This is a genomic window from Amycolatopsis sp. NPDC050768 (assembly GCF_040654155.1).
Lineage (GTDB): Bacteria > Actinomycetota > Actinomycetes > Mycobacteriales > Pseudonocardiaceae > Amycolatopsis.
The window spans coordinates 51,127-72,167 of the sequence record NZ_JBFAHL010000020.1; the positions used below are offsets into that span (position 1 = coordinate 51,127).

At 69.5% G+C, this 21,041-nt stretch carries 19 protein-coding genes; 6 read left to right on the forward strand and 13 right to left on the reverse strand.

The window, feature by feature from the left end; translation table 11 throughout:
• Positions 1–154: 154 nt before the first annotated feature.
• The 11 genes from AB0H62_RS40855 to AB0H62_RS40905 form a co-directional block, all read right to left on the reverse strand.
• Positions 155–925 carry an SDR family oxidoreductase gene (locus AB0H62_RS40855; protein ID WP_220238804.1) on the reverse strand — a complete coding sequence of 257 codons (771 nt, stop codon included), beginning with the start codon at positions 923–925 and terminating at the stop codon, positions 155–157.
• Positions 922–1,674 carry an SDR family oxidoreductase gene (locus AB0H62_RS40860; protein ID WP_220238803.1) on the reverse strand — a complete coding sequence of 251 codons (753 nt, stop codon included), beginning with the start codon at positions 1,672–1,674 and terminating at the stop codon, positions 922–924. Before AB0H62_RS40860 ends, AB0H62_RS40855 begins: the two co-directional genes overlap by 4 nt.
• A gap of 592 nt (positions 1,675–2,266) precedes the next feature.
• Complete coding sequence (locus AB0H62_RS40865; RefSeq protein WP_220238802.1) at positions 2,267–2,680, reverse strand: DUF126 domain-containing protein; 414 nt, start codon at positions 2,678–2,680, stop codon at positions 2,267–2,269.
• Positions 2,677–3,981, reverse strand: a complete 1,305-nt coding sequence (locus AB0H62_RS40870) for an aconitase X catalytic domain-containing protein (protein ID WP_360591931.1) — start codon at positions 3,979–3,981, stop codon at positions 2,677–2,679. The genes AB0H62_RS40865 and AB0H62_RS40870 overlap by 4 nt, the downstream gene beginning before the upstream one ends.
• 3 nt (positions 3,982–3,984) lie before the next feature.
• Positions 3,985–5,274: an FAD-dependent oxidoreductase gene (locus AB0H62_RS40875; RefSeq protein ID WP_220238800.1), complete on the reverse strand. Its 1,290-nt coding sequence runs from the start codon at positions 5,272–5,274 to the stop codon at positions 3,985–3,987.
• 10 nt (positions 5,275–5,284) lie between these two features.
• Positions 5,285–6,904, reverse strand: coding sequence for a dihydroxy-acid dehydratase (locus AB0H62_RS40880; RefSeq protein WP_360591932.1), 1,620 nt, complete (start codon positions 6,902–6,904; stop codon positions 5,285–5,287).
• Positions 6,905–7,002: 98 nt separating this feature from the next.
• Positions 7,003–8,358 (reverse strand): MFS transporter, encoded by a 1,356-nt coding sequence (locus AB0H62_RS40885; RefSeq protein ID WP_220238798.1) that lies wholly within the window; start codon positions 8,356–8,358, stop codon positions 7,003–7,005.
• Between the two features lie 138 nt (positions 8,359–8,496).
• A complete protein-coding gene (locus tag AB0H62_RS40890; RefSeq protein WP_220238797.1) occupies positions 8,497–9,435 on the reverse strand; it encodes a LysR family transcriptional regulator in 939 nt (312 codons plus the stop codon).
• Positions 9,436–9,558: 123 nt separating this feature from the next.
• A complete protein-coding gene (locus tag AB0H62_RS40895; protein WP_360591933.1) occupies positions 9,559–11,322 on the reverse strand; it encodes an FtsX-like permease family protein in 1,764 nt (587 codons plus the stop codon).
• Positions 11,323–11,325: 3 nt separating this feature from the next.
• Complete coding sequence (locus tag AB0H62_RS40900; protein WP_360591934.1) at positions 11,326–12,105, reverse strand: ABC transporter ATP-binding protein; 780 nt, start codon at positions 12,103–12,105, stop codon at positions 11,326–11,328.
• On the reverse strand, positions 12,102–12,644 hold the full coding sequence (locus AB0H62_RS40905) for a PadR family transcriptional regulator (protein ID WP_220238794.1): 543 nt from the start codon (positions 12,642–12,644) through the stop codon (positions 12,102–12,104). The genes AB0H62_RS40900 and AB0H62_RS40905 overlap by 4 nt, the downstream gene beginning before the upstream one ends.
• Positions 12,645–13,057: 413 nt before the next feature.
• Between AB0H62_RS40905 and AB0H62_RS40910 the strand changes: the two genes are divergently transcribed.
• The 5 genes from AB0H62_RS40910 to AB0H62_RS40930 all read left to right on the forward strand — a co-directional run bounded on the left by AB0H62_RS40910 (position 13,058) and on the right by AB0H62_RS40930 (position 17,561).
• The gene (locus tag AB0H62_RS40910) at positions 13,058–13,513 is read left to right on the forward strand and encodes a MerR family transcriptional regulator (protein WP_220238793.1); all 456 of its coding nucleotides are present in this window, start codon (positions 13,058–13,060) and stop codon (positions 13,511–13,513) included.
• Positions 13,514–13,527: 14 nt separating this feature from the next.
• Positions 13,528–14,607: an NAD-dependent epimerase/dehydratase family protein gene (locus AB0H62_RS40915; protein WP_360591935.1), complete on the forward strand. Its 1,080-nt coding sequence runs from the start codon at positions 13,528–13,530 to the stop codon at positions 14,605–14,607.
• 567 nt (positions 14,608–15,174) lie between these two features.
• Positions 15,175–15,315 (forward strand): hypothetical protein, encoded by a 141-nt coding sequence (locus AB0H62_RS40920; protein WP_220238791.1) that lies wholly within the window; start codon positions 15,175–15,177, stop codon positions 15,313–15,315.
• A 45-nt stretch (positions 15,316–15,360) separates the two neighbouring features.
• Positions 15,361–16,785 (forward strand): type I glutamate--ammonia ligase, encoded by a 1,425-nt coding sequence (glnA, locus tag AB0H62_RS40925; RefSeq protein WP_220238790.1) that lies wholly within the window; start codon positions 15,361–15,363, stop codon positions 16,783–16,785.
• 83 nt (positions 16,786–16,868) lie between these two features.
• On the forward strand, positions 16,869–17,561 hold the full coding sequence (locus AB0H62_RS40930; protein WP_220238789.1) for a gamma carbonic anhydrase family protein: 693 nt from the start codon (positions 16,869–16,871) through the stop codon (positions 17,559–17,561).
• An 802-nt stretch (positions 17,562–18,363) separates the two neighbouring features.
• On the opposite strand, the gene AB0H62_RS40935 is transcribed toward AB0H62_RS40930, so the two are convergent.
• Positions 18,364–19,428, reverse strand: a complete 1,065-nt coding sequence (locus tag AB0H62_RS40935) for an aldo/keto reductase (protein ID WP_360591936.1) — start codon at positions 19,426–19,428, stop codon at positions 18,364–18,366.
• A 116-nt stretch (positions 19,429–19,544) separates the two neighbouring features.
• On the opposite strand from AB0H62_RS40935, the gene AB0H62_RS40940 reads away from it, so the two are divergent.
• Complete coding sequence (locus AB0H62_RS40940) at positions 19,545–20,378, forward strand: helix-turn-helix transcriptional regulator (RefSeq protein WP_360591937.1); 834 nt, start codon at positions 19,545–19,547, stop codon at positions 20,376–20,378.
• Positions 20,379–20,689: 311 nt separating this feature from the next.
• On the opposite strand, the gene AB0H62_RS40945 is transcribed toward AB0H62_RS40940, so the two are convergent.
• The gene (locus AB0H62_RS40945; protein ID WP_360591938.1) at positions 20,690–21,028 is read right to left on the reverse strand and encodes a hypothetical protein; all 339 of its coding nucleotides are present in this window, start codon (positions 21,026–21,028) and stop codon (positions 20,690–20,692) included.
• Positions 21,029–21,041: the final 13 nt, after the last annotated feature.

Below are 21,041 nucleotides of genomic sequence, written 5' to 3' on the forward strand. Positions count from 1 at the left end.
CGACCAGTCGGTATGGGGACGCTAGAGAGCCCGCGTGCCGTGCGTCAACCCCGGGTACCCGGAACGGGCAAGCCGGAACGCACGGGCGGGCACCCGGAACGGGCAAGCCGGAACGCACGGGCGGGCACCCGAACCGGGCGCCCGCCCGCGACGATCAATCCTCCGGCAGCGCCTCGATCTTGCGCTGCAGCTTGTTCATGCCGCCGAGCCAGCGGTCGGTCTGCGTGGCGCGCAGCGCGTAATACTCGGCGACCTCGGGGTGAGGCAGCACGAGGAACCGGCCCTCGTCGATGGCGGTGAACAACGCGTCGGCCACCTGCTCGGGGCCGATCGCCGACGCGCCCATCAGCAGCTGGCCGCGCGGGCCGCTGCTCTCCAGCATCGCCGTGCGCACGCCCTGCGGGCAGATGGCCTGCACCGTGATGCCGCGGTGGCGGTAGGTCGCCGAAAGCCACTCGGCGAAGGCCAGCGCGCCGTGCTTCGTCACCGAATACGGCGCGGAGCCCAGCGTCGTGAGCAGGCCCGCGGCCGACGCGGTGGCGATGAAGTGGCCCTTGCCGCGTTCGAGCCACGCGGGCAGCAGCTGCTTGGCCGCGCGGACGTGGGCCATCACGTTGACGTCCCAGGTGCGGGCCCAGTCGTCCTCGGTGGCCTGCTCGTCGCCGAAGGGCGCGACGCCCGCGTTGGCGCAGAAGACGTCGATCTCGCCCAGCGTCTCGCGGGCGGCCGCGAGGAGCTTCGCGACGCCGTCTTCGCTCGCGACGTCACCGGTGAACGAGGTGCCACCGACCTCGGCGGCCACCTCCGCCGCGGCTTCGCCGTTGAGGTCGGCCACGACCACGCGCGCACCGTCGGCCGCGAAGCGCCGCGCCAGCGCCCGGCCGATCCCGCCGCCGCCACCCGTGATGACGACCCCGGCGCTCACAGGCCACCGCCCAGAGTCACGCCGCCGTCGAGGACCACGGTCTGGCCGGTCATCCAGCCCGCGTCCTCGGAGAGCAGGAACGCCACCGCGCCCGCGATGTCCTCGGGCATACCGAGGCGCTTCATCGGGTAGGCCGCCGCCACTTCCTCTTCCTTGCCCTCGTACAGGGCGGTCGCGAACTTGGTCTTGACCACGGCCGGGGCGACCGCGTTCACGCGGATCTTCGGCCCGAGCTCGGCGCCGAGCTCCTGCGTGAGGCGGATCAGCGCGGCCTTGCTCACGCCGTACATGCCGATACCGGGCGACGCGCGCAGGCCGGCGATCGAGGCGACGTTGACGACCGAGCCGCCGTGCTCGCCCATCCACGCGTCGCGGGCGCGCCTGGTCCAGGCGATCGGCGCCAGCACGTTCACGGCGAAGATCTTCGCCGCGGCGGCCGGGTCGATGTCGAGCGTGGACCCGTAGACCGGGTTGATGCCGGTGTTGTTCACGAGCATGTCGAGCCTGCCGAAGCGCTCGATCGTCTTGGCGACCGCCTCGTCCTGGTGCCCGGTGTCGTCGGCCTTGCCGGGCACGGCGATCGCGAAGTCTTCGCCCCCGAGCTCAGCGACGGCCTCGGCGAGCGGCTCGGGCTTCCGCGCGGTGATGCACACCTTCGCACCCCGCTCGACCAGGCCCTTCGCGATGGCGAGGCCGATCCCGCGGCTGGCGCCGGTCACGATCGCCACGCGGTCCTTGAACGAGTTCACAGCTCTGGTCTCCTGTTCTGCCGCGCACCCCGGCGGCTAAGCGGTCGCTCAGTGGAGGCTACCGTCTTTCTTCCGGGAGTCGAGTCGCCGCGCTCGGTGCCGGAGCACTCGGCCTGCGCCCGGGTGCGCCGGCGTCTCCGACGACACTCCCCCGGGCGTACTTCTACGCCTGGGCGCGGGTGCTCCGCATCGTCGACGGCCCCGACGCCGTCCACCGGCGCACCATCGCCCGCGGCGAGCTCAAGCGGGCGGCCGCCCGGCGCAGCTCCGGCGTCACGGGCTGAGACCTTGGGCATCCTCCCGCTCGTCCGACACGGACAGGCGTCCTTCGGTGCCGCCGACTACGACCGGCTGTGATGAACGCGGCGGTGGCCAGCGCCGCCAAGGCCCCCCACGGGAACTTGTGGTGCGCGCTTGCGTCCGGGGTCTCGGCCGGCCCCGCGGTTTCGTATCGCATGCCACCAGGATCGAACCTTCACACGAATGTCAAGGTCAACGCGAACCTCGGTGAGGTCGGGCACACGCGCACCCGGACCGGCCCGTGGACCGGCCGAGACGAGGGGCCGGAGGCACCGCCCCTTCGTCTCGGACCTCAGCGCGGGAGCACCCGCACCAGCCCGCGATCGGCGTCGACCTCGACGAGGTCGCCGGTGGTGATGCGGGCGACCGGGTCGTCGTCGAGGTCGGTGATCGCCGGAACCCGGGTCACGATCGCGCCCAGCGCGGCCTTCGTCGTGAGGCGGGTGAAGACCATCGCGAGCGGCGCGGTGCCCAGCAGCCGGGTGGACTGGAAGAAGCCCGACCACCCCGAGGAACCCTTGGCGCCCGGGAACACCAGGACCTTCCCGGTGAAGCAGACGCCGAACAGCTCGTGCCGGCGTTCGATGATCGTGCCCGTCGCCGGGTCGATGCCGCCCCAGCCCGAGATCGTCTCTCGGGAGACCAGCGCCTCGCCGACGACGCGGCCGGGAACGATGCCCCGGCCGCGCAGCTGCACGCCGGTCATCGGCGGGCCTTCCCGACGGGCGCGAGCGAGCCGCGCCACCGGCCGGTGACAGCGGCATCGACGCATTCCTCGAGCGTGCCGAACCACGCCTCGATCCCGAGGATCGCGGGCAGGTAGTGGGCCTGCTTCGCGGAGTCGGTCGCGAACACCTTCGTGCCGTCCGGAGCGACACGCGACATCGCCGGGCAGGAGTCGGTGAGGATCCGCCCGCCGGCGCGCCGGATGGTTTCGGTCCAGCCGTTGCGATCGGCGACCGTCCGCAGCGCGCGGGGGGTCATCAGCCACAGTTCGCAGCCGGCCGAGATCGTGCGGCCCTCGAGCGCGCGAGCGACCCGGCCGACCTGCTCCAGCGAAGCGTGCGGGCAGCCCAGCAGCACGAAATCGACGTCCTCGCTGTCCCCGATCGAGTTGAGCGACTCGTAGACGGCACGACGCTCTGCTTCGCCGTACCGGATCGACGCGGGGATCGAGCGGCCTCCGAAGGCGGCCTCGAGCGTCGGCGCGTCGGGGGTCCGGCCCGGCAGGTGATACATCTCCACGCCGCCGGACGACGCGGCGGCGGCACCGAAATGCTTGAGGTCCGCCAGATCCGGGCTGCCCAGCTCGCCGATGACGACCGGCCGCTCCTCCTGGACGACGTCGCCGGCGAAGTAGCCGAGCAGCCCCCAGTCCTGGAATCCGTTGAGCGCCAGCGTCGTCTCGATGAGGTGCGTGCCGTAGCGGTTTTCCCGGTGGTGGTTGCCCCAGCACGGGATCCGCCCGGTCAGGCTCGCGGCGCCGGTCGAGGCACCACCCTCGCAGTTGGTGCGCGCGCCCAGGACGGAGTTGGCGTAGACGACCGCCGACGACTCCATCCAGGCGACGTGCTCGCCGTAGGTCGGGAGGTTGCCGACCTGGTAGGGCGTGCAAGTGGCGAGCACGTTGACACCGCGGCTGCTGGCGAACGACTCGGCCTCGGCCTGCAGGTCGATCTTGTGCTCGGGGTACGGCATGATGCCGCGCGCGTCTTCGCCGAACCCGTGCTGCAGCTGGCAGGTCGGAACCCGCATCGGCGGGATTTCGAGGTCGTCGTCGCAGTCGAGGCTGATCACCGAGAACGCCTTGGCCCAGCCACCCTCGGCGACCAGCTTTTCCTTGGCCGGTGAAGGTTGTGTGGTCGTGCCCGCGACGTTTCGGGTCTCGCACAGCCGCTCGGCGCCCAGCGCGTCGGCGTAGCGGATCAGCAGATCCATCGCCGCCGCGACCGCGCCGCCTTCCGCGCCGTCGCGCATGCCCTTCTCTTCGTCGGTGAGCCCTACCATCGCTCAGCCCTCCACGTTGTCACGGATGCGGTCACGCAACGCGGTCAGATCGACGTCGTGGACATCGCCACCCAGCGTCAGGTCCAGTGCGTGCGCGGCGGCGCTGCCCATCGCCGAGCACGGGCCCATCACCCGCACGCTCGACAGAGCCGCCGCGTCGCCGTCGACGCACCGGCCGGCCGCGACCAGGTTCCGTGCCTCCGGTGAGGTCAGGCTGCGCAGCGGGACGTAGTGCACGTGATCCGGCCCGAAAGTCTCCCACGCGTAGCCCGACGCCCGGTCGTGCAGCTCCACCGGCCACGCCGTCCGCGCCACCGCGTCCGCGAAACCGGTGCCGTTGCGGACCTCGTCGAGGGTGAGCTGGTGATCGGCGGCCAGCCATCGCGTCTGCCGGCGCCCGGGAAAACCGTAGGCCAGCACGGAAGCGTCCTTGAACGCCGCCGGGAACTCGATGCGCAGGAACTCGACGACCCGGTCGGCCTGCGCCCGCCCCCGCAGCTGCGCCTCGGTCGCCTCGACCGCGGTCAGGGGCGCCTCCACGTGAGTCATGTTCATCACGGCAGTGTTGCGTCCCGGGAAGAAGAAGGCGAGCCCGTCGCGACGGAGGAGGCCGTACTCGTCGGCCTTCTCGTCGATGCGGGCCACCAATTCGGCCGGGTCGGGTTTGGCCGACTCGACCAGACCGGCGAGCCGGATCTGCTGTGAGCCCCACACCGTCCGCTCCGGCACCCGGCACGGCAGCCCGGCTTCCCACGCCAGCGCGGCGTCGCCGGTCGCGTCCACGAATCCCTTGGCGCGCACCGAAACCGGACCGTAGCGGGTCGCGAAGTCCACCTGCTCGATCACCCCGCCCTCAATGGCGACCCCGTTGATCGACGCGCCCAGCACGACCCTGATCCCGAGCTCGGAAACGAGGTTCTCGAACCACCGGCCCAACGCGACCTCGTCGTAGGGGACGGTCTGGGTGTGGGTGCGGTTGTACGCGATGTCGCCGGAACGCTCCAGCGCCGGGAACATCTCGTCGAAGATCCCGTGCGTGAGCTGGTGGTATTCGGGAGCGTTTCCGTAGATCCCGCAGAACAGCCCGATCATGGAGTTCACGCACTGTCCACCCAGGACAGGAAGCGCGTCGGCGAGCACGACGTCGCGGCCGCGTCGTTTCGCGTCGATCGCCGCGGTCAGTCCGGCGATCCCCGCGCCGACGACGAGGATGTCGGCTTCGAGCGACTCCACGGAGCGGTCGGCGGGCCGGGTGACGGTGTTCACCCGCAGATCGGTCAGTGCGTGAGGCAACAAAAACTCCTTAGGACGAAGAAGAACGGCGCAGGGTCGCGCCACGGTCGAGCGGTTCCACGGCGTCGGCGTACACACCGAGCCACGAACCCGGGCGAGCCGGCCAGGTCTGCGGCGACCGCGTGCGGGGGTAGTCCGCGAGCCGGTGCTCGAGCTCGGCCGGTGCCACGAGCAGGTCGGCGGTGCGAGCCGGGACGTCGATCGCGATCTCGTCCCCGGTGCGCACCACACCGAGCGGGCCGGGGACCCCGCCTTCGGGGGTGACCTCCCCGACGACGATGCCCTTGTTCACGAGCCCGGAGAGCTGCCCGTCAGTGACGAAGGCGACCTGCTCGCTCAGCCCGGCGCCGTTGAGCGCGAAGACCACGGCCGACGCCATGCCCATCCCCGGGGTTCCGGTGACGCCGAGCCCGCGGAGCACGAGTACCTCGCCGGGCCGCACCTCACCGCGCTCGATCGCCGCGGTGGCCTCGGGCGCCGACTCGTAAACCCGCGCCGGGCCGCGGAATGTTCGCGCTCGCGTCTCGGTGACCGACAGCTTCACGATCGCGGTGCCGGGGCACAGACTGCCCCGCATCAGCACGATCGTCGACTCCGGCCGGATCGGTTCGGCTCGGATCACGGTGGCGTCCACCGTCACACCGGCGAGGTTCTCGGCCATCGTCCGGCCGCTCATCGTCGCGACCGAGCCGTCGACGACGTCGCCGAGCTGGGCCAGCACCGCGCGAGCACCACCGGCGTCGTCGAACTCCTCGATCGACGACGGCCCGTTGGGGCGCACAGCCGTGAGCGGGCCGACGTGGCGGCCGAGCTCCTCGAACAGGCCGTGCACATCGAAGTCGCCGGGGAGTTCGGCGGCGATCGCCTCGAGGTGTTTGACCGCGTTGATCGACCCGCTGACGGCGATCACCGCGGCCACCGCGTTGCGGACCGCACCCGGTGTCATCACCGTGCTGGGCCGCCGGTCGGCTTCGACCGCGGCCAAAATCGCGGCGCCCGAAGCCCGGACCGCCGCCCACATGGTGTCGCTGTTGGCGCGAGTCGGCGTGGTGCCGGGCAGTGCCATGCCGAGGGCCTCGGCGACGACGTGCATCGTGTTGGCCGTGCCCATGCCCGTGCAGACACCGGGGCCGGTGATCGCCCGGTCCGACATGGCGCACAGGTCGTCGAAGCTGATCGCGCCCGACGCCAGCTTGCCGGCGTCGACGAACACGTCCTCGATGTCCACACGGCGGCCGTCGTCGAGGGCACCGCAGCTCTGGTAGCCGCACGCGATGACCAGCGTCGGCACGTCGGTGCGCGCGGCCGCCATCAGCTGGCCCGGTGTCGTCTTGTCGCACGAGGCCAGGCAGACCATCCCGTCGAGCTGCGCCCCGTCGACGACGGCTTCGATGTCGTAGGACACCAGGTCCCGGCCCGACAGGACGTAGCCACCACCACGGCCGGCGGCCATGATGAAGTCGGTCGGAGCCACGGTCCGGATCTCGAAAGCCAGCCCGCCGGCGGCGTCGATCGACTCCTTCACCGCGGTGGCGATCGCGTCGAGGTGGGCGAAACACGGCGCGAGCCCGGACGACGAGTTGACCACGGCGATCTTGGGCCGCCGGATCTGCTCGTCGGTGTAGCCCATCGACTTCCACTGCGTCCGGGTCGTCGCCCACCGGGGCGAGCCGACCGGGTGGTTGCTGCGTGTGCTGATCGTGGCTCCTCGTTCTTGTCGGGGCGGGATCATTCGGCCGTCTGCGTGGCCCGGCCCGATTCGACCGGCGTGCCGAGCAGCACCGTGCCCTTGGTCTCCGGGCCGATCCACGCGCCGATGAAGAACAGCACGCCACCCAGGACGATCAGCACCACCGCGGTGTACTCGTACGGCAGCACGGCCTGCAGCACGGTGATCCAGACGCTGTAGAGCGCGGGCAGGATGAGGCTGAGGGTGTAGACCGTGCCATAGCCCGAGGAGCGGACACCGGCGCCGAAGCGCTCGTTGAGGTAGACGACCAGGCAGCCGAGCGGGGCGTTGGGCAGTACGAAGGCGACGAACGCGAGGATGCCGATCGGCAGGAACCCCGCCCCGGACCGCGCGACCAGCACGAGGAACACGTAGGCGAGGCTCGCCCCGACGGTGATGGCGACAGCGCAGCCGAGCAGCAGTTTCCGGCGGCCGATCCGCTGGCCCAGTACCCCGGCGAGGATCATGCCGATGATCGTCGCGACGTTGGCGATGATCTCCAGCGTGCTCACGTTGGACGGGTTCTGGTGCAGGACGCCGACCAGGAGCCCGGGCATGAACGAGAGCACGATCTGGGCGGCGAACCACATACCGGTCATCAGGAGGAAAACCTGACCGAAGCCACGGATGTTGCGTCGGCTGAACAGCTCGAAAAGCGGCGCGCGATTTCCCTTTCGCGATTTCTTGAGTGCCTCGAGGTCGACCTCTTTGACGCGCGAATAGTAGGCGACGTACGCGATTCCGAGCAGAAACCCGAAGAAGAACGGAATGCGCCAGCCCCAGGATTGCAGGTCCGGACCGGAAAACCGTTCCAGCACCACGAGCTGAATGATGCTGATGAGCGTGATCGCCGCGGGAGCACCGGCCGCCATCACGCCGCCGACCAGCCCACGCCGGCTCATCGGCGAGCGTTCGATAGCCAGCGGGACCGGCCCCGCGTAGCCGCCACCCAGGAAGACACCGCCGATCAGGCGAAGGAGGATCAAGCCGACGATCGAGCCATAACCCCAGGTTGCGTAGCCCGGCATGAGGCCGATGAGCAGGGTGACGATCGTGAACCCGACGCCGGTGATGAGGGTGACGCGGCGGCGCCCGATCTTGTCCGCCAGGTTACCAAAGATCGGGCCGCCGATCGGCCGTCCGAGCAAGGTGACGACGAAGATGACGGTCACCAGGGTGACCTTCGTCGTCGCCGGCATGGACGGCGGTTCGAAGTAGTCCATCACCGCCGGCAGCACGAGCGCGGGCAGATAGATGTCGAAGCTGTCGACGAACAATGAGAGGATGCCGCCGACGATCGATCGTCGTGCTTCCGGAGTCAGTCGCTCGTCTGTCGTGGATACGGTCGTCGACATCCAGGGAATTCCTTCCGATCACGAATACCGCTCCGCTGCGATATATCGCTGACACCGAAGGAGTCTAAGAATCCTCGCCGTAGCCCGGAAGTCAGAAATCCTGATCCCGATAATCAGCCTGGGTTATGGTTGGCGCCCTCAGTCCAGCCGCTCGCCGATGCCGCGCAGCGCCTCGCGCAGCCAGGCGTGCGCGGGATCGAGGTCGAGGTCGTCGTGCCACCACAGCGTCTCGACGATCCCCTCCGGCTCGCCCGGGCACTCGAGGACCGAGATGTCGGACCGCTTCGCGAACTCGACGGCCAGCCGGCGTTGCACCAGCGCGATCCGGTGGGTTCCGACCACGAGCGCGGGCACGGCCTGGTAGCTCTCCACGCTCATCGCGACCCGCGGCGCGAGCCCCAGCGCGGCGAGCCGGCGCGACACCGGCGGCAGTGGCACCCCCGGCTCGCGGTGATACGGCACCACCCAGTCGAGCCGCTGCAGGTCGGCCAGGGTGAGCCCGGCGGCGCCGAGTTCGTGCCCGGCCCACACGACGCAGACCCACTCGTCGCGGAACAGCTCGGCCGAGCGCAGCCGGGGCAGTTTTTCCAGCTCGATCGGCGGCGCGACGACCCCGTCGACGAACCGGACGACCCGCGGCAGATCCGCGCTCAGCGACTCGCGCACGAGCCGGATCCGCAGCCGCGCGCGCGGCGCCTCCCGCTCGAACAACTCGGCCAGCGGCTGCCCGATCACCGACAGTGTGTAATCGGCCATCAGCAGTGTGAACTCCCGCACCGACGTGCCGGGCGCGAAGCTCGACCCGGTGGCGAACAGCTGCTCGGCCGCCGCGCACACGTCCTCGACCTGGCGGCCGAGCTGGCGAGCCAGCGGGGTCAGGACGTAGCCACGGCCCTCGCGGACCAGCAGCTCGTCGTCGAAGTGCCGCCGCAGCCGCGCCAGCGCCGCGCTCAACGCCGGCTGGCTGACCCCGACCCGCCCCGCCGCGCGGGTCACGTTGCGCTCACGCAGCAGCTCCCGGAGAACGACGAGCAGGTTCAGGTCGAGCCCGGCCAGCTGCGTCGTACGGCGACTCACCTGGCGCCACCCGCTCTACTTCCGGCCATTCCGGTCACTTTACGGGGCCAGGTCGCCGTCGTTAGGCGCTGTGACGTGTCTCCCGGGGAACGGGCCGAGGCCGGGCGCGCGCTGAGCAAGCACTCAGCCGAGATTGCCGTCGAGGGCGCTCCCCGCAGGGCTCCGAGTGTGGGCCCATGCGGGCAGCGCGGACAGCACCGCGACGGCGAGCAGGATGGCGAGTACCGCGGTGAGCAGCCACGTGCCCGGGGGCGTGACCTGGGTTCCGAACAGCCAGTACAGCCCGAGCCCGACCGGGACACCCGTCACCACTCCGGGCACGGCGGGCAGGAGCTGCGAGACGCTCAACGCCGCGACGACCTGGCCAGGTGTGGCGCCCAGGGTGCGGGAGATGGTCAGCGCGAGGCGGGCCTGCACGGCGGTGCTCCAGCCGAGCAGCACAGTGTTCAAAGTGGACAGGGCGATCAGCGCGACGGTGACCGCAAGCAGCACCTGACCGGTTTGGTCGGTGCGCACTTCGATGGGGCCGAACCGCTCGACGGCCGGAGTCGCGTCGAGATCGGCGTGCCACGTGAGCAGCGCGGTGACCATGAGGGTGGTGGCGGCGGTGCCCGCGGAGGCCAGCACGGCGCGGCCGGGCCGGCCGGCGACCAGCCGGACACCGAGCAGCATCGACGTCGGCAGGTACGCCGTCAGGGCGGTCAGGCGCGGGTGCGCATGCGCCGGGTCGGCCAGGGCGTGGACGGTGCTGCCGCGGGCCGCCCGCGCGGCGGGACCGAGCGCACCGGTCACGGCGACCACGACAGCCAGCAGCACCGCGGCGAAAACGGTGCCGGCACCGGGAGGGCTGACGGTGTCGAGCAATCCGGCACTGGGATCGACCAGGTGGGGTGCGGCCACCGTCGCGGCGGTCAATCCGAATGCCGTGGCCACGAGAGTGAGCACCAGGTACTGCGCCAGCAGCACGGCGGCGACCGTGCCGGGCCCCGCGCCGACGGCCTTGAGCACTGCCGCACGCCGATTGTCGCGGGCGGCGCGCGCGGTGGCGAGCGCCGCGAGGGTGACCATCGCGGCGATGGTGAGCAGCCAGCCGCCGATGACCAGCGTGGGCCGGGTGAACTCGATGATGGCCTTGTCCGTCTGCAGGACGTTCTGCCAGTAGTGGAAGAACGTGTCGCCGTCGGGGCGCAAGGCCCGGACCGCCGCGGACTTCCCGAACCCGGTGGCCGCATCGGGGTCGGACAGCTTCAGGTAGATCAGATGGACGCCGGAATCATCGCGCGCCGCTGCGCGGGCGTCGGCGGTGGTGAGCCAGACCATCCCACCGGGGTCGGACGGCCCGATCTGCGCCGGGTCACCCCACGGATACACCGCGGTCGCCGCGCTGATCGCGATCCCCACGACGGGAACGCCGCGGCCATTGACGGTGATCGAGTCCCCGACACCCACTCCGAGCGACTGGGCGAAGCCGCGCTCGATCACCGCTCCACCGGCACTCACCCAGGTTCCCGAAGTCACCAATGGACGGTCTACAGAGGACGCTTCGGCGGTGCGCCCCTCCACCGCGGAGTGCGCGGAACGGCCGTGCGCCTGGATGGTGGTGTCGAACGCGAAGAACGGGCCTCCGACCGCGGTCACGCCGGGCACCCGGGCCAGGCGCGACGCGAAGGCGGCGGTGTCGGGGTCCGCGGTCACCGACATCACGTCGGGGCCGGCGGTGGCTTCCCGGGTCTTCGCGTACCCGTCGGACACCGCGCCGGTGGTCGCGATGCCGACCGTCAGGCTGACGCTGGCGAGAGTGACGGCGACCAGGAAGGTCGCGGCCTCGGCCGGACGGCGGCGCAGGTCGCGCGCGGCCAAGCGCCACATCAGCAGCAGGCGCCCCACGGCTCAGCCCTCCCAGCTCAGGAGCGCGCCGAGCGGTCGGGTGCCGCCGTCCAGGCGGGTGTCGTCGAGCAGCGTTCCGTCGCGCAGGGCGACGACACGGTCCGCCGTGGCGGCGACGCGCTCGTCGTGGGTGACCACGACCAGGGTCTGGCGGGCGGCGCGCAGTTCGCCGAAGAGCCGCAGGATGTCCCGGGTCGCGGTGCTGTCGAGGTTTCCGGTGGGCTCGTCCGCGAAGACCACCAGCGGCTCATTGACCAGCGCACGGGCGATCGCGACCCGCTGTCGCTGCCCGCCGGACAGCTCCGAGGGCAGGTGCCGGGCCCGGTTGGCGAGTCCGACCCGCTCGAGGAGCCCGGTGGCACGGGTGCGGGCCGCCCGAGGCGAGGCGCCGGCGAGCAGCGCTGCCAGCTCGACGTTCTCCACCGCGCTCAGCTCGTCCATCAGGTGGAAGGACTGGAAGACGAAGCCGATGGCGCGGCGCCGCAGCCGGGCCAGCGCCCGCTCGCCGAGGTGGTCGATGCGCCGGCCGCCGAGCCACACCTCGCCGCCGGTCGGCCGGTCGAGACCGCCGAGCAGCTGCAGAAGGGTCGATTTGCCGCAGCCGCTGGGACCGGTCACGGCGAGCATCTGCCCGCCGGGCACGTCGAGGTCGACCGCGTCGACGGCGCGCACCACGCTCTTGCCCTGTCCATACGCCCGCGACAGACCGACCGCGCACACCACCCCGGGCCGGCCCCTCTCCCGCGGTGCGCGGCCGCTGACCAGCCGACCGTCTCTCGTCATCCGTTTCCTCCGTCTTTCCCCCGCGTGGCGCGGGCGGCCCAGGTCCGCTCACACGCCTCCAGCCAGCGCAGATCGGCCTGCAACCGCAGGGCGACGCCCTCCAGGAGCAGTCCGGCCTCCGAGTTCGGGTCGTGATCGAGGCTGGCCTGCTGGGCCTCGGCAAGGCTGCGCATCAGCTCGCGCCGCCGCGCATCCACCAGCGCGAGCGGATCGGCCAGGCCCGACTCGGCGGCGGCCACGAGCTTCAGGTGGAACTCCGGCACGTCCGCTCTCGGCCCGGCACTCTCGCCCATCCACGCGGTCACCCGCTCCTGCCCGGCCGCCGTCAGCGCGTACACCTTGCGCCGCGGGCCGCGCACCGGCGCGTCCTCGCGGTCCTGCACGACCAGGCCCGCCTTCTCGAGCCGCGCGAGCGTCACGTAGACCTGCCCCACGTTCAGCGTCTCCCCCAGCGGTCCCAGCGCCGCCACCAGCCGGCGGCGCAGGTCATACCCGTGCGACGGCTCCTTGGCCAGCAACGCCAGCACCACGTCCTGCACGACCCGTCCTCCCCTGCGGTACCGCAATAGATAGCGGTTATCCAAAAAGGTGTCAACCACCGGTCTCCGGCAACTGCCGATCCGGGACGCATCATCGGATCCCTGCACAAAGCAAGCGCCACGCCGAGATTTCCGGGGATTCATCCCCCAGCGTCCGACTTCGTCGAGCAGACACTCCGACGGAGTGCGTACAACTCTCCACACCGCCATCTCCAGCCGATATGTCGGATTAGCCGGAAGCTGGCGCCGGTCAAGCGGTGGTTGGATGTCTGAGCCGCGAATCTCCGCCCTCATCCCCCGAGTGCGCCGGAGCTAGGTGTAGTGACCATGGACGTTGTTGATCGGTGACATGCGTCCCATTGATCTATGTGTGGGCTTGACTTCAAGCGCTTCAAGTATCGGAGGCTTCCCCCATGGCAGCAGCGACCGGAGAGCAAGCAGCGGGTCTGACCGTTCAGGAGATGGCGCGACGGTCGGGTTTCAGTGAGCCCACGCTTCGCTACTACGAGAAGATCGGCCTGCTCGGAGCGGTCGCCCGGGACGAGTCCAGTGGTCATCGCCGGTACGAGCCGGCGACTGCGGCCCGCGTCGAGGCACTGTCTTGCCTGCGTTCGGCGGGAGTGACGGTAAGCGGGATGCGCCGCTACCTGGACCTGCTCGCCCGCGGAGACTCCGCGGCGGCCGATCAGCGGGATCTGTTCGCCTCGCAGGCGGAAAAGCTGGCCGCTGACATTGAGCAGCTTCAGCTGCGCCTGACGTATCTGCGGCGAAAGGCGGATCTGTGGGACGCCCGGGTCCGTGGGGACGCCACCGCCGAGAAGCGCGCGGGCGCAGCGATCATGCGCGTACTTGAACAATTCACACACTGAAGGACCGAACAAAAATGAGCACAGACGATCTCACCGTCTCCAACCTCGAACGCGGGACAGTACTGGTCACCGGCGGTACCGGTTTCGTCGGCGGACACTCGATCGCCCGGCTGCTGCACGAGGGGTATCAGACCCGCGTGACGGTTCGGGAGTCCGGACAGGAGGCCGCGGTACTCGCAGCCCTCCAGCAAGCCGAGGTGGATCCGGCGGATCGGCTGGAGTTCGCTGTCGCCAACCTCAGCGCCGACGAGGGCTGGGAGGAAGCCATGCGCGGCGTCAGTCACGTACTGCACCACGCGTCGCCCTTCCCCACCACTGCGCCCGAGACCGAGGACGAACTCATCATCCCCGCCCGTGACGGTGCGCTGCGGGTCATCTCCGCGGCCCGAAAGGCCGGGGTAACGCGGATCGTGATGACGTCCTCGTACGCCGCAGTCGGATACACGGTGAAGCCCGACAACCACTACTCGGAGGCGGACTGGACCGACCCGGACACCGAGGGCCTGCCCGCCTACCACAAGTCGAAGGTCCTCGCCGAACGTGCGGCCTGGAACTACGTCGACACCCACGAAGACATCGAGCTGACCGTCGTCAACCCCACCGGCATTTTCGGCCCCCAACTGGGCACCCGGCCGTCCGGCTCGGTAGGCCTGGTCAGAGGCATGCTGACCGGGCAGATGCCCTCGGTGCCGATCATGTACTTCGGCGTCGTCGACGTACGTGACGTCGTGGACCTGCATCTGCGGGCCATGCTGCACCCGAACGCGGCGGGCGAGCGCTTCATCGCCGTGAGCGGATCGTCGATCAGCTTCTTCCAAATGGCACAGATCCTGCGTGAGCACTTCCCCGCCGCAGCCGCCATGCTGCCTACCGTCGAACTGACCGTTGAGCAGGTACACGAGGCCGCGAAGACACAGCCGGCCCTGCGGGACGCCGCGGCCCTGCAAGGCCGGATCCCGGTCATCAGCAATGAAAAGGCCCGCACGATGCTGGACTGGAAGCCCCGGGATGTCACCGAGACGATCGTGGCAACCGCCGACAGCCAGATCCGACGGGGCCTGACCCCGCCCGAGAACAACAGGCTCCGGCCGTGACCGGCACGAAGAATCGACCTCCCTTGCCACAGGCCCGAACGGCAGCCGCAAACGAGCGTGCTCGACCCGCCGAGCCGAACCCGCACGGTCCGCCTGACGACCTACTGCAACGACGGCACCGCGATCCCGACCCCGGTATGACACGTGGTGCAGGCAGTGAACTCACGCGACTACGAGAGGAACTCCCGATGTCCCGAGCCGTGGTCCTGACCGGGCTCGGGGCGGATGCCCGCCCGCTGCCGGCGGTGGAGCGACAGTCTGACGCCGGATGTCGCGCACATTCGCCGGTGTAGTGCGACGTCCCGTTGGAGATTCTCAATTTTCCGGGCGAGGACCGTTATCCGGGGTCGGTGTCAGTGGGTAGTTCCAGGCCGCACAGCAATACTGTGCCGCGTTGGAAGAAGAGGTTCGCCAAGCTCACCGTAGGCGTCCTCGATGTGCAGTAAACTCATTCCCCAGCGCAACTGCGCCCGGCGGTGGGGCTCGCCGGACCCGAACCGCGGCTTCGGCCGCCAACGGTCCCTACCTGGTCCACGATCCCAGCAATACAGGTTGGGGTGCGCGCCCATGACAAGTCCGGCCATGCCGCTCGGCGGCCCACCCGGGATGGCTCTCCGCGCCTGCGTCGATCCGCCGGCGCCCACCGGACTGCCGAAACCCGCCTGGTGGCAGCCCATCGCGATCGGCGGCGTCGTCCTGGTGTCCTGAGCCCGCCGCAATCCGTCCTCGATACCGCGAAGGAGACAGGAGAACATGTTCACCAACGCCGACGAGATCCTCCGCTTCATCGCCGATGAGGACGTCCAGTTCATCGACGTCCAGTTCTGCGACCTGCCCGGCATCATGCAGCATTTCACCGTCCCGGCCGTCTCCTTTGACGCGGAGTCCTTCACCGACGGGCTCGCCTTCGACGGCTCGTCGGTCCGCGGGTTCCAGTCGATCCACGAGTCGGACATGTTGCTGCTTCCCGACCCGGTCACGGCCCGCGTCGACCCATTCCGAGCCCAGAAGACGCTCGCGATGAACTTCTTCGTACACGACCCGTTCACGCACGAGGCGTACAGCCGCGACCCGCGCAACATCGCCCGCAAGGCCGAGCAGTACATCACCGAATCCAGCATCGCGGACCGGGCGTTCTTCGGGCCGGAAGCGGAGTTCTACATCTTCGACTCCGTCCGGTTCGACTCCGCGGAGAACGGCGCCTTCCACGAGGTCGACTCGATCGAGGGCTGGTGGAACACAGGCGCCGACGAAGCCGGCGGGAACCAGGGCTACAAGACGCCGTACAAGGGCGGCTACTTCCCCGTCCCACCACGGGATCACTACGCCGACCTGCGTGATGAGATGGTGCGCAACTTGGCCGGCGTCGGGATCGTCGTGGAGAAGGCGCACCACGAGGTCGGCAGCGGCGGCCAGGCCGAGGTCAACTACAAGTTCAACACCCTCCTGCACGCCGCCGACGACCTGCAGCTGTTCAAGTACATCGTGAAGAACACCGCCTGGGCGGCCGGCAAGACCGTCACTTTCATGCCCAAACCGCTCTTCGGCGACAACGGCTCCGGCATGCACTGCCACCAATCCCTGTGGGACGAGAACGGGCCCCTGTTCTACGACGAGACCGGTTACGGCGGCCTGTCCGACATCGGGCGCCACTACGTCGGCGGCATCCTGCACCACGCGCCGAGCCTGCTGGCCTTCACCAACCCGACGATGAACTCCTACCACCGCCTCGTCCCCGGCTACGAGGCACCGATCAACCTCGTGTACTCCCAGCGCAACCGCTCCGCCTGCGTCCGAATCCCGATCACCGGCGCCAGCCCCAAGGCCAAGCGCATCGAATTCCGCTGCCCCGATTCCTCGGGCAACCCCTACCTCGCGTTCGCCGCCATGCTGATGGCCGGCCTCGACGGGATCCACAACAAGACCGAACCGGCGCCGCCGATCGACAAGGACCTCTACGAATTGCCACCCGACGAAGCCCGCGACGTCGCCCAGGTACCCGGGTCTCTGGAGGCTGTGATCGACCGGTTGGAAACCGACCACGAGTTCCTCCTCAGAGGTGGCGTGTTCACTCCGGACGTGATCGAGACCTGGATCGACTTCAAGCGGGAACACGAAATCGACCCGCTGCGGCTGCGCCCGCACCCGTTCGAATTCGCTTTGTACTACGACGTGTGAGGGGTTACGACGCTGAACAACCGGGATCGGACCCGGCTTTCGCCGCCGCCGGTACCGATCTTCCCCACCGATCGGAGGCCGCGATGACATTTCCCGAGGACTACCTGCATCCGGTGGGCCGCGGCGCGGTTTTCATCGAACACCAGCACCGGCACCCGCGGGTCGACAAGTCGGCGTACATCGCCCCGACAGCCGTGCTGTGTGGAGATATCACCGTCGGGCCGCACAGCCGGGTCCTCTTCGGCGCCGTGCTCACCGCGGAGGGAGGGCCGGTCGAGATCGGCGCGCATTGCGTGATCATGGAGCACGCAGTACTGCGCGGCTCCCTGCGCCATCCGGTTCGCCTCGGGGACCACGTCCTGGTCGGGCCGCACGCTCACCTCAGTGGCTGCGTCGTGGAAGGCAACGCGCGAGTCGCGACCGGCGCGATGCTGTACAACGGCGCGCGCATCGGGTCCGGCGCCGATGTCGGGTTCGGGGCCGTGGTGCACGTGAACACCGTGGTTCCGCCGGGAACGGCGGTGCCGATCGGCTGGTTCGCCGGCGGTGACCCGGTTCGGCTGATCCCACCGCAGCAGTGGGAACGCATCACCGCGGTGATGGAACCGCTCGACTACCAGGGAACCGTCTTCGGCGTGACTGAGGCGCCAGGCGAACCGGTGATGACCCGGATCGCGCAACGCTACGCGCGGGCGCTCGCACTGCACCGCTACGACGAGAACGTCACCCCGGAACTGCTCGGCGAGCCGGACGGTGAGCGGAGGGATCGCGTGTGACCCGGCTTCCTCCCGATGAACGCCGATCCGTTCCTTCCGGAGTGGCACGGGGAGAACACACACGCAAGCCAAGGGAAGACCTCGAACGAGCGGACTGGCCGCTCCCACCGGGCGCAAAGAGCTCGCGAAGCCGGCGAGACCACAGAGTCCCATGGCTCCTCGAAATGATCGAAAACTTCGCCGGCCTCTACATCGCCTACGACGCCAGGAAGCTCAACGTCGCCTACCGCCTGCTCTCAGCTCAGATTCATCCCAGCCCACAGGGTAAATGGGACTGTTCCAAGATCGGTGTTTCCGGCCCGACACGCCGGGCTGCGGTCCGGCGGGATGCGGTTGCTGCACCGCGCGACAGTCGTCGGCCTGGACGGACCGATCTTATCGGCTCCGGTCGCCTCAGTTCACATTGGACAAGCTGCGGAAGGCGGTGAACGCGCATGCCTCCTGACCCACGCGACCCGACCTGCAACGCGACCCGCAAGACCTGCCCGATCTGCTGGGAAGCGTTCGTGGCCACCGGCCGGCAAGCCAAGACCCGGCTCTACTGCTCACCCCGGTGCAAACGCACCACCGGCGCCCGCCCGGAGGTCGAGCGCACCACGCCCGCATCCAGCGTCGCCAGGCCCTTCGGGACACGGGCGCCTGCGGCGACCCCGCCGGCGCCCGCGGCGCCGCTGCCACACTCCGCCGCTGACACCAGTTGCGCTGCAGCCCTCAGCTGGGCATTTCAGCGAGCGCGTCCGGCCCACTTCAGAGAGCGCCATCAGAGTACGGCGGTAGTGCTGCCTCACCGCTATGTCGAGTATCAGCGGCGGGTTTGGATCTTCAGGTCGCCTGCGGTCGCAGCGTGGATCTGATCACTGGCGAGCATGTCGTGCGGGTAGCCGAGGTCGATCGCGCTGACCTTGTCGAGGCGGGCCAGCTGATCGGCGGTGAAGTCGACCTCCAGGGCGCCCAGATTTCCCACCAGCTGCTCGGGGGTGCGAGCGCCGACAACGGGTGCCGTCACTCCCGGGTTCTGCAGGGTCCACGCCAGTGCAACCTGGGCGGATGTGTGTCCCACCTCCGCGGCGACCTCCCGCACGACGTCGGCGATGGCGAGGGTGCGTTCGGTGACCATGCCCAAGCCGGCGTTGAAGCTCTTGCGGTTGCTTTCATCGGAGTCAGCGCTCGTCGCGGTCAGGTCGGTGCGACTGTACTTGCCGGAAAGCACTCCGCCGCCCAGCGGTGAGAACGGGGTCACCCCCAGCCCCATCGTGCGTGCCATCGGGATCAGGTCACGTTCTCCGCCCCGGTTGATGAGGCTGTATTCGATCTGCAGCGCGACCAGCGGCGACCAGCCGCGCAGGTCGGCGATCGCCTGCATGCGCGAGATCTCCCAGGCCGGAGCGTTGGACATCGCCACGTACAGGACCTTGCCGTGGCGGACCAGGTCGTCCATGCCGCGCAGGATCTCCTCGACCGGTGTCGTGAAGTCCCACACGTGCAGGAAGAGCAGATCGATGTAGTCCGTGTTCAGCTGCCGCAGGCTGGTCTCCACCGACGCGAACAGGCTCTTGCGGTGAGCGCCCCCGGAGTTCGGGTCGCCGGGCCGTCGCAACGTCGTGTACTTCGTCGCCAAGACCAGGCTCTCGCGGTGGTCGCGAGTGAATTCGCCCAGCATGCGCTCGGAGCTGCCGTTGGTGTAGGTGCTGGCGGTGTCGATGAAGTTGCCGCCGCGCTCGACGTAGGTGTCGAACAGCTTGCGCGCATCGTCCCGCTCGGCGCCCCAGCCCCACTCGGTGCCGAAGGTCGCCGTGCCCAGGGCCAGCGGTGAGACCCGCAACCCGGAGCGGCCCAGCAGCCGGTAGGTGTCGAGAGTGAGCGACATCAAGTCCTCCTGTGCTCGTGATCGTCGTCGAGCACCAGCCTGCGACCACCGCGAGCCGGGGGTAAGGGAAGGAAGTTCCTGGGAACACCAGTCCTACCCAAGCTGTTGGACCAGCCATGATCACCAACGCCGTGGACGTGACACAGGAGCTGGCCGCGTTCCTGCGGACCCGGCGCGAACGCCTCGATCCGCAGGATTTCGGCCTGCCGTCGCGTCGGCAGGCCCGACGGACCCCGGGATTGCGCCGCGAAGAGGTCGCCGAACTGGCCGGGGTCAGCGTCGACTACATCGTGCGACTGGAACAAGCCCGCGGGCTGCGGCCCTCAGCGGAGGTGGTGGAGGCGCTGTCCCGGGCGCTGCGCCTGGCCCCCGACGAACGCGCCTACCTCTTCGGCCTGGCCCGGCAGCGCCCCCGCAACGGCGACAAGCTCGCCACCACTGCGGCGCCGTCGCTGGTCCGGCTGGTCGCCGACCTCTCGCCGCTGCCTGCCATGCTGATGAACCACCGCTACGACATCCTCGCCTGGAACGGCGAAATGGCGAGGCTGCTCCTGGATTTCGACGCGCTGCCGCCGTCGCAGCGCAATGCGATGTGGCTGTGCCTGATGCATCCGGAGATCCGTGAGTTCTATGTCGACCGCGAACGCGTCGTGCGGGAGGGGGTCGCCCACCTGCGCGCCGCGTGGGCTGCGCATCCGGAGGATCAGGCGTTGACCGACCTCATCGCCGAATGCATCACTCGTGACGAGGAATTCGCGCGATTGTGGGACGAGCGAGACGTCAAGGTCAACGGCCGCGGGCGCAAAGTGATGCGGCATCCTGACGTCGGCGTGATCGCAGTGCATTTCGAAACGCTGACGCCAGTTCAAGATCCGGACCAGCTGTTGGTGATCCACCGCGCCGCGGACGAGGAGAGCCAGTCGGCGTTGGACGAGCTGTGCGCACAGTGATGTCGAACCGTCCATTCGTGCACTGAGTCGAACCGTCGTTCCCGCATGTTTTCGGGATCCATCGGTGAGATCCGAGCCGAAACATGCCGAGATCGCTGCCGCGATGCCACCGGCCGCGCCGGGCTGCCGACACCACGACACCGAGGACCGTTGTAAGTGCAGAGTCGTGAGTCGCGCGATCAGGGGCGCGCCCGCCGACGCATCACGTTTTTCGCGGTGCGGCGCGTGTGCAGCACGCCAGGCAGCGTCAACGGAGCCACGTGCGTGGCCTGGCCGCGGGTGCGCTCAGCAGCGAGGAGTTGATTCACCAATCACGGCAGTGGTGCGGTACCGGAAGCCGAGATGATGGCGCGCAGCAACCGGATCTCGGTCCGGTACCGCGCTTCGAGCTCGGCGGTCGGGGTGATGGCGGTGGCCGGCGCCGCGGCGAACACAGCCGACCAGACTTCGGCCACGGTCGCGCACGGCACCGGCCGCCGCCCGGGGAGGGCCACGGTGAAACCCTCGGGGCGACCTTTGACCCGGATCCGGTTGCCCGCCGCGGCGCACAGCGCGTCGAGGACCTGGCCGGCGATCAGGTTGCCGCGGGTACTGCGGCCGTCCGGGAACACCGGATCGGCGACGACCGTCCGGCCGCAGGCTCCGCACACCTCGAACCCCTTT

Bases quoted from the DNA above. Each gene is read 5' to 3' on its own strand.
- glnA (WP_220238790.1), top strand. From the start codon at position 15,361: ATGTTCACCAACGCCGACGAGATCCTCCGCTTCATCGCCGATGAGGAC.
- AB0H62_RS40885 (WP_220238798.1), bottom strand. From the start codon at position 8,358: ATGTCGACGACCGTATCCACGACAGACGAGCGACTGACTCCGGAAGCA.
- AB0H62_RS40915 (WP_360591935.1), top strand. From the start codon at position 13,528: ATGAGCACAGACGATCTCACCGTCTCCAACCTCGAACGCGGGACAGTA.
- AB0H62_RS40940 (WP_360591937.1), top strand. From the start codon at position 19,545: ATGATCACCAACGCCGTGGACGTGACACAGGAGCTGGCCGCGTTCCTG.
- AB0H62_RS40900 (WP_360591934.1), bottom strand. From the start codon at position 12,105: ATGACGAGAGACGGTCGGCTGGTCAGCGGCCGCGCACCGCGGGAGAGG.
- AB0H62_RS40880 (WP_360591932.1), bottom strand. From the start codon at position 6,904: ATGGGCTACACCGACGAGCAGATCCGGCGGCCCAAGATCGCCGTGGTC.
- AB0H62_RS40870 (WP_360591931.1), bottom strand. From the start codon at position 3,981: ATGGTAGGGCTCACCGACGAAGAGAAGGGCATGCGCGACGGCGCGGAA.
- AB0H62_RS40935 (WP_360591936.1), bottom strand. From the start codon at position 19,428: ATGTCGCTCACTCTCGACACCTACCGGCTGCTGGGCCGCTCCGGGTTG.
- AB0H62_RS40865 (WP_220238802.1), bottom strand. From the start codon at position 2,680: ATGACCGGCGTGCAGCTGCGCGGCCGGGGCATCGTTCCCGGCCGCGTC.
- AB0H62_RS40930 (WP_220238789.1), top strand. From the start codon at position 16,869: ATGACATTTCCCGAGGACTACCTGCATCCGGTGGGCCGCGGCGCGGTT.
- AB0H62_RS40920 (WP_220238791.1), top strand. From the start codon at position 15,175: ATGACAAGTCCGGCCATGCCGCTCGGCGGCCCACCCGGGATGGCTCTC.
- AB0H62_RS40910 (WP_220238793.1), top strand. From the start codon at position 13,058: ATGGCAGCAGCGACCGGAGAGCAAGCAGCGGGTCTGACCGTTCAGGAG.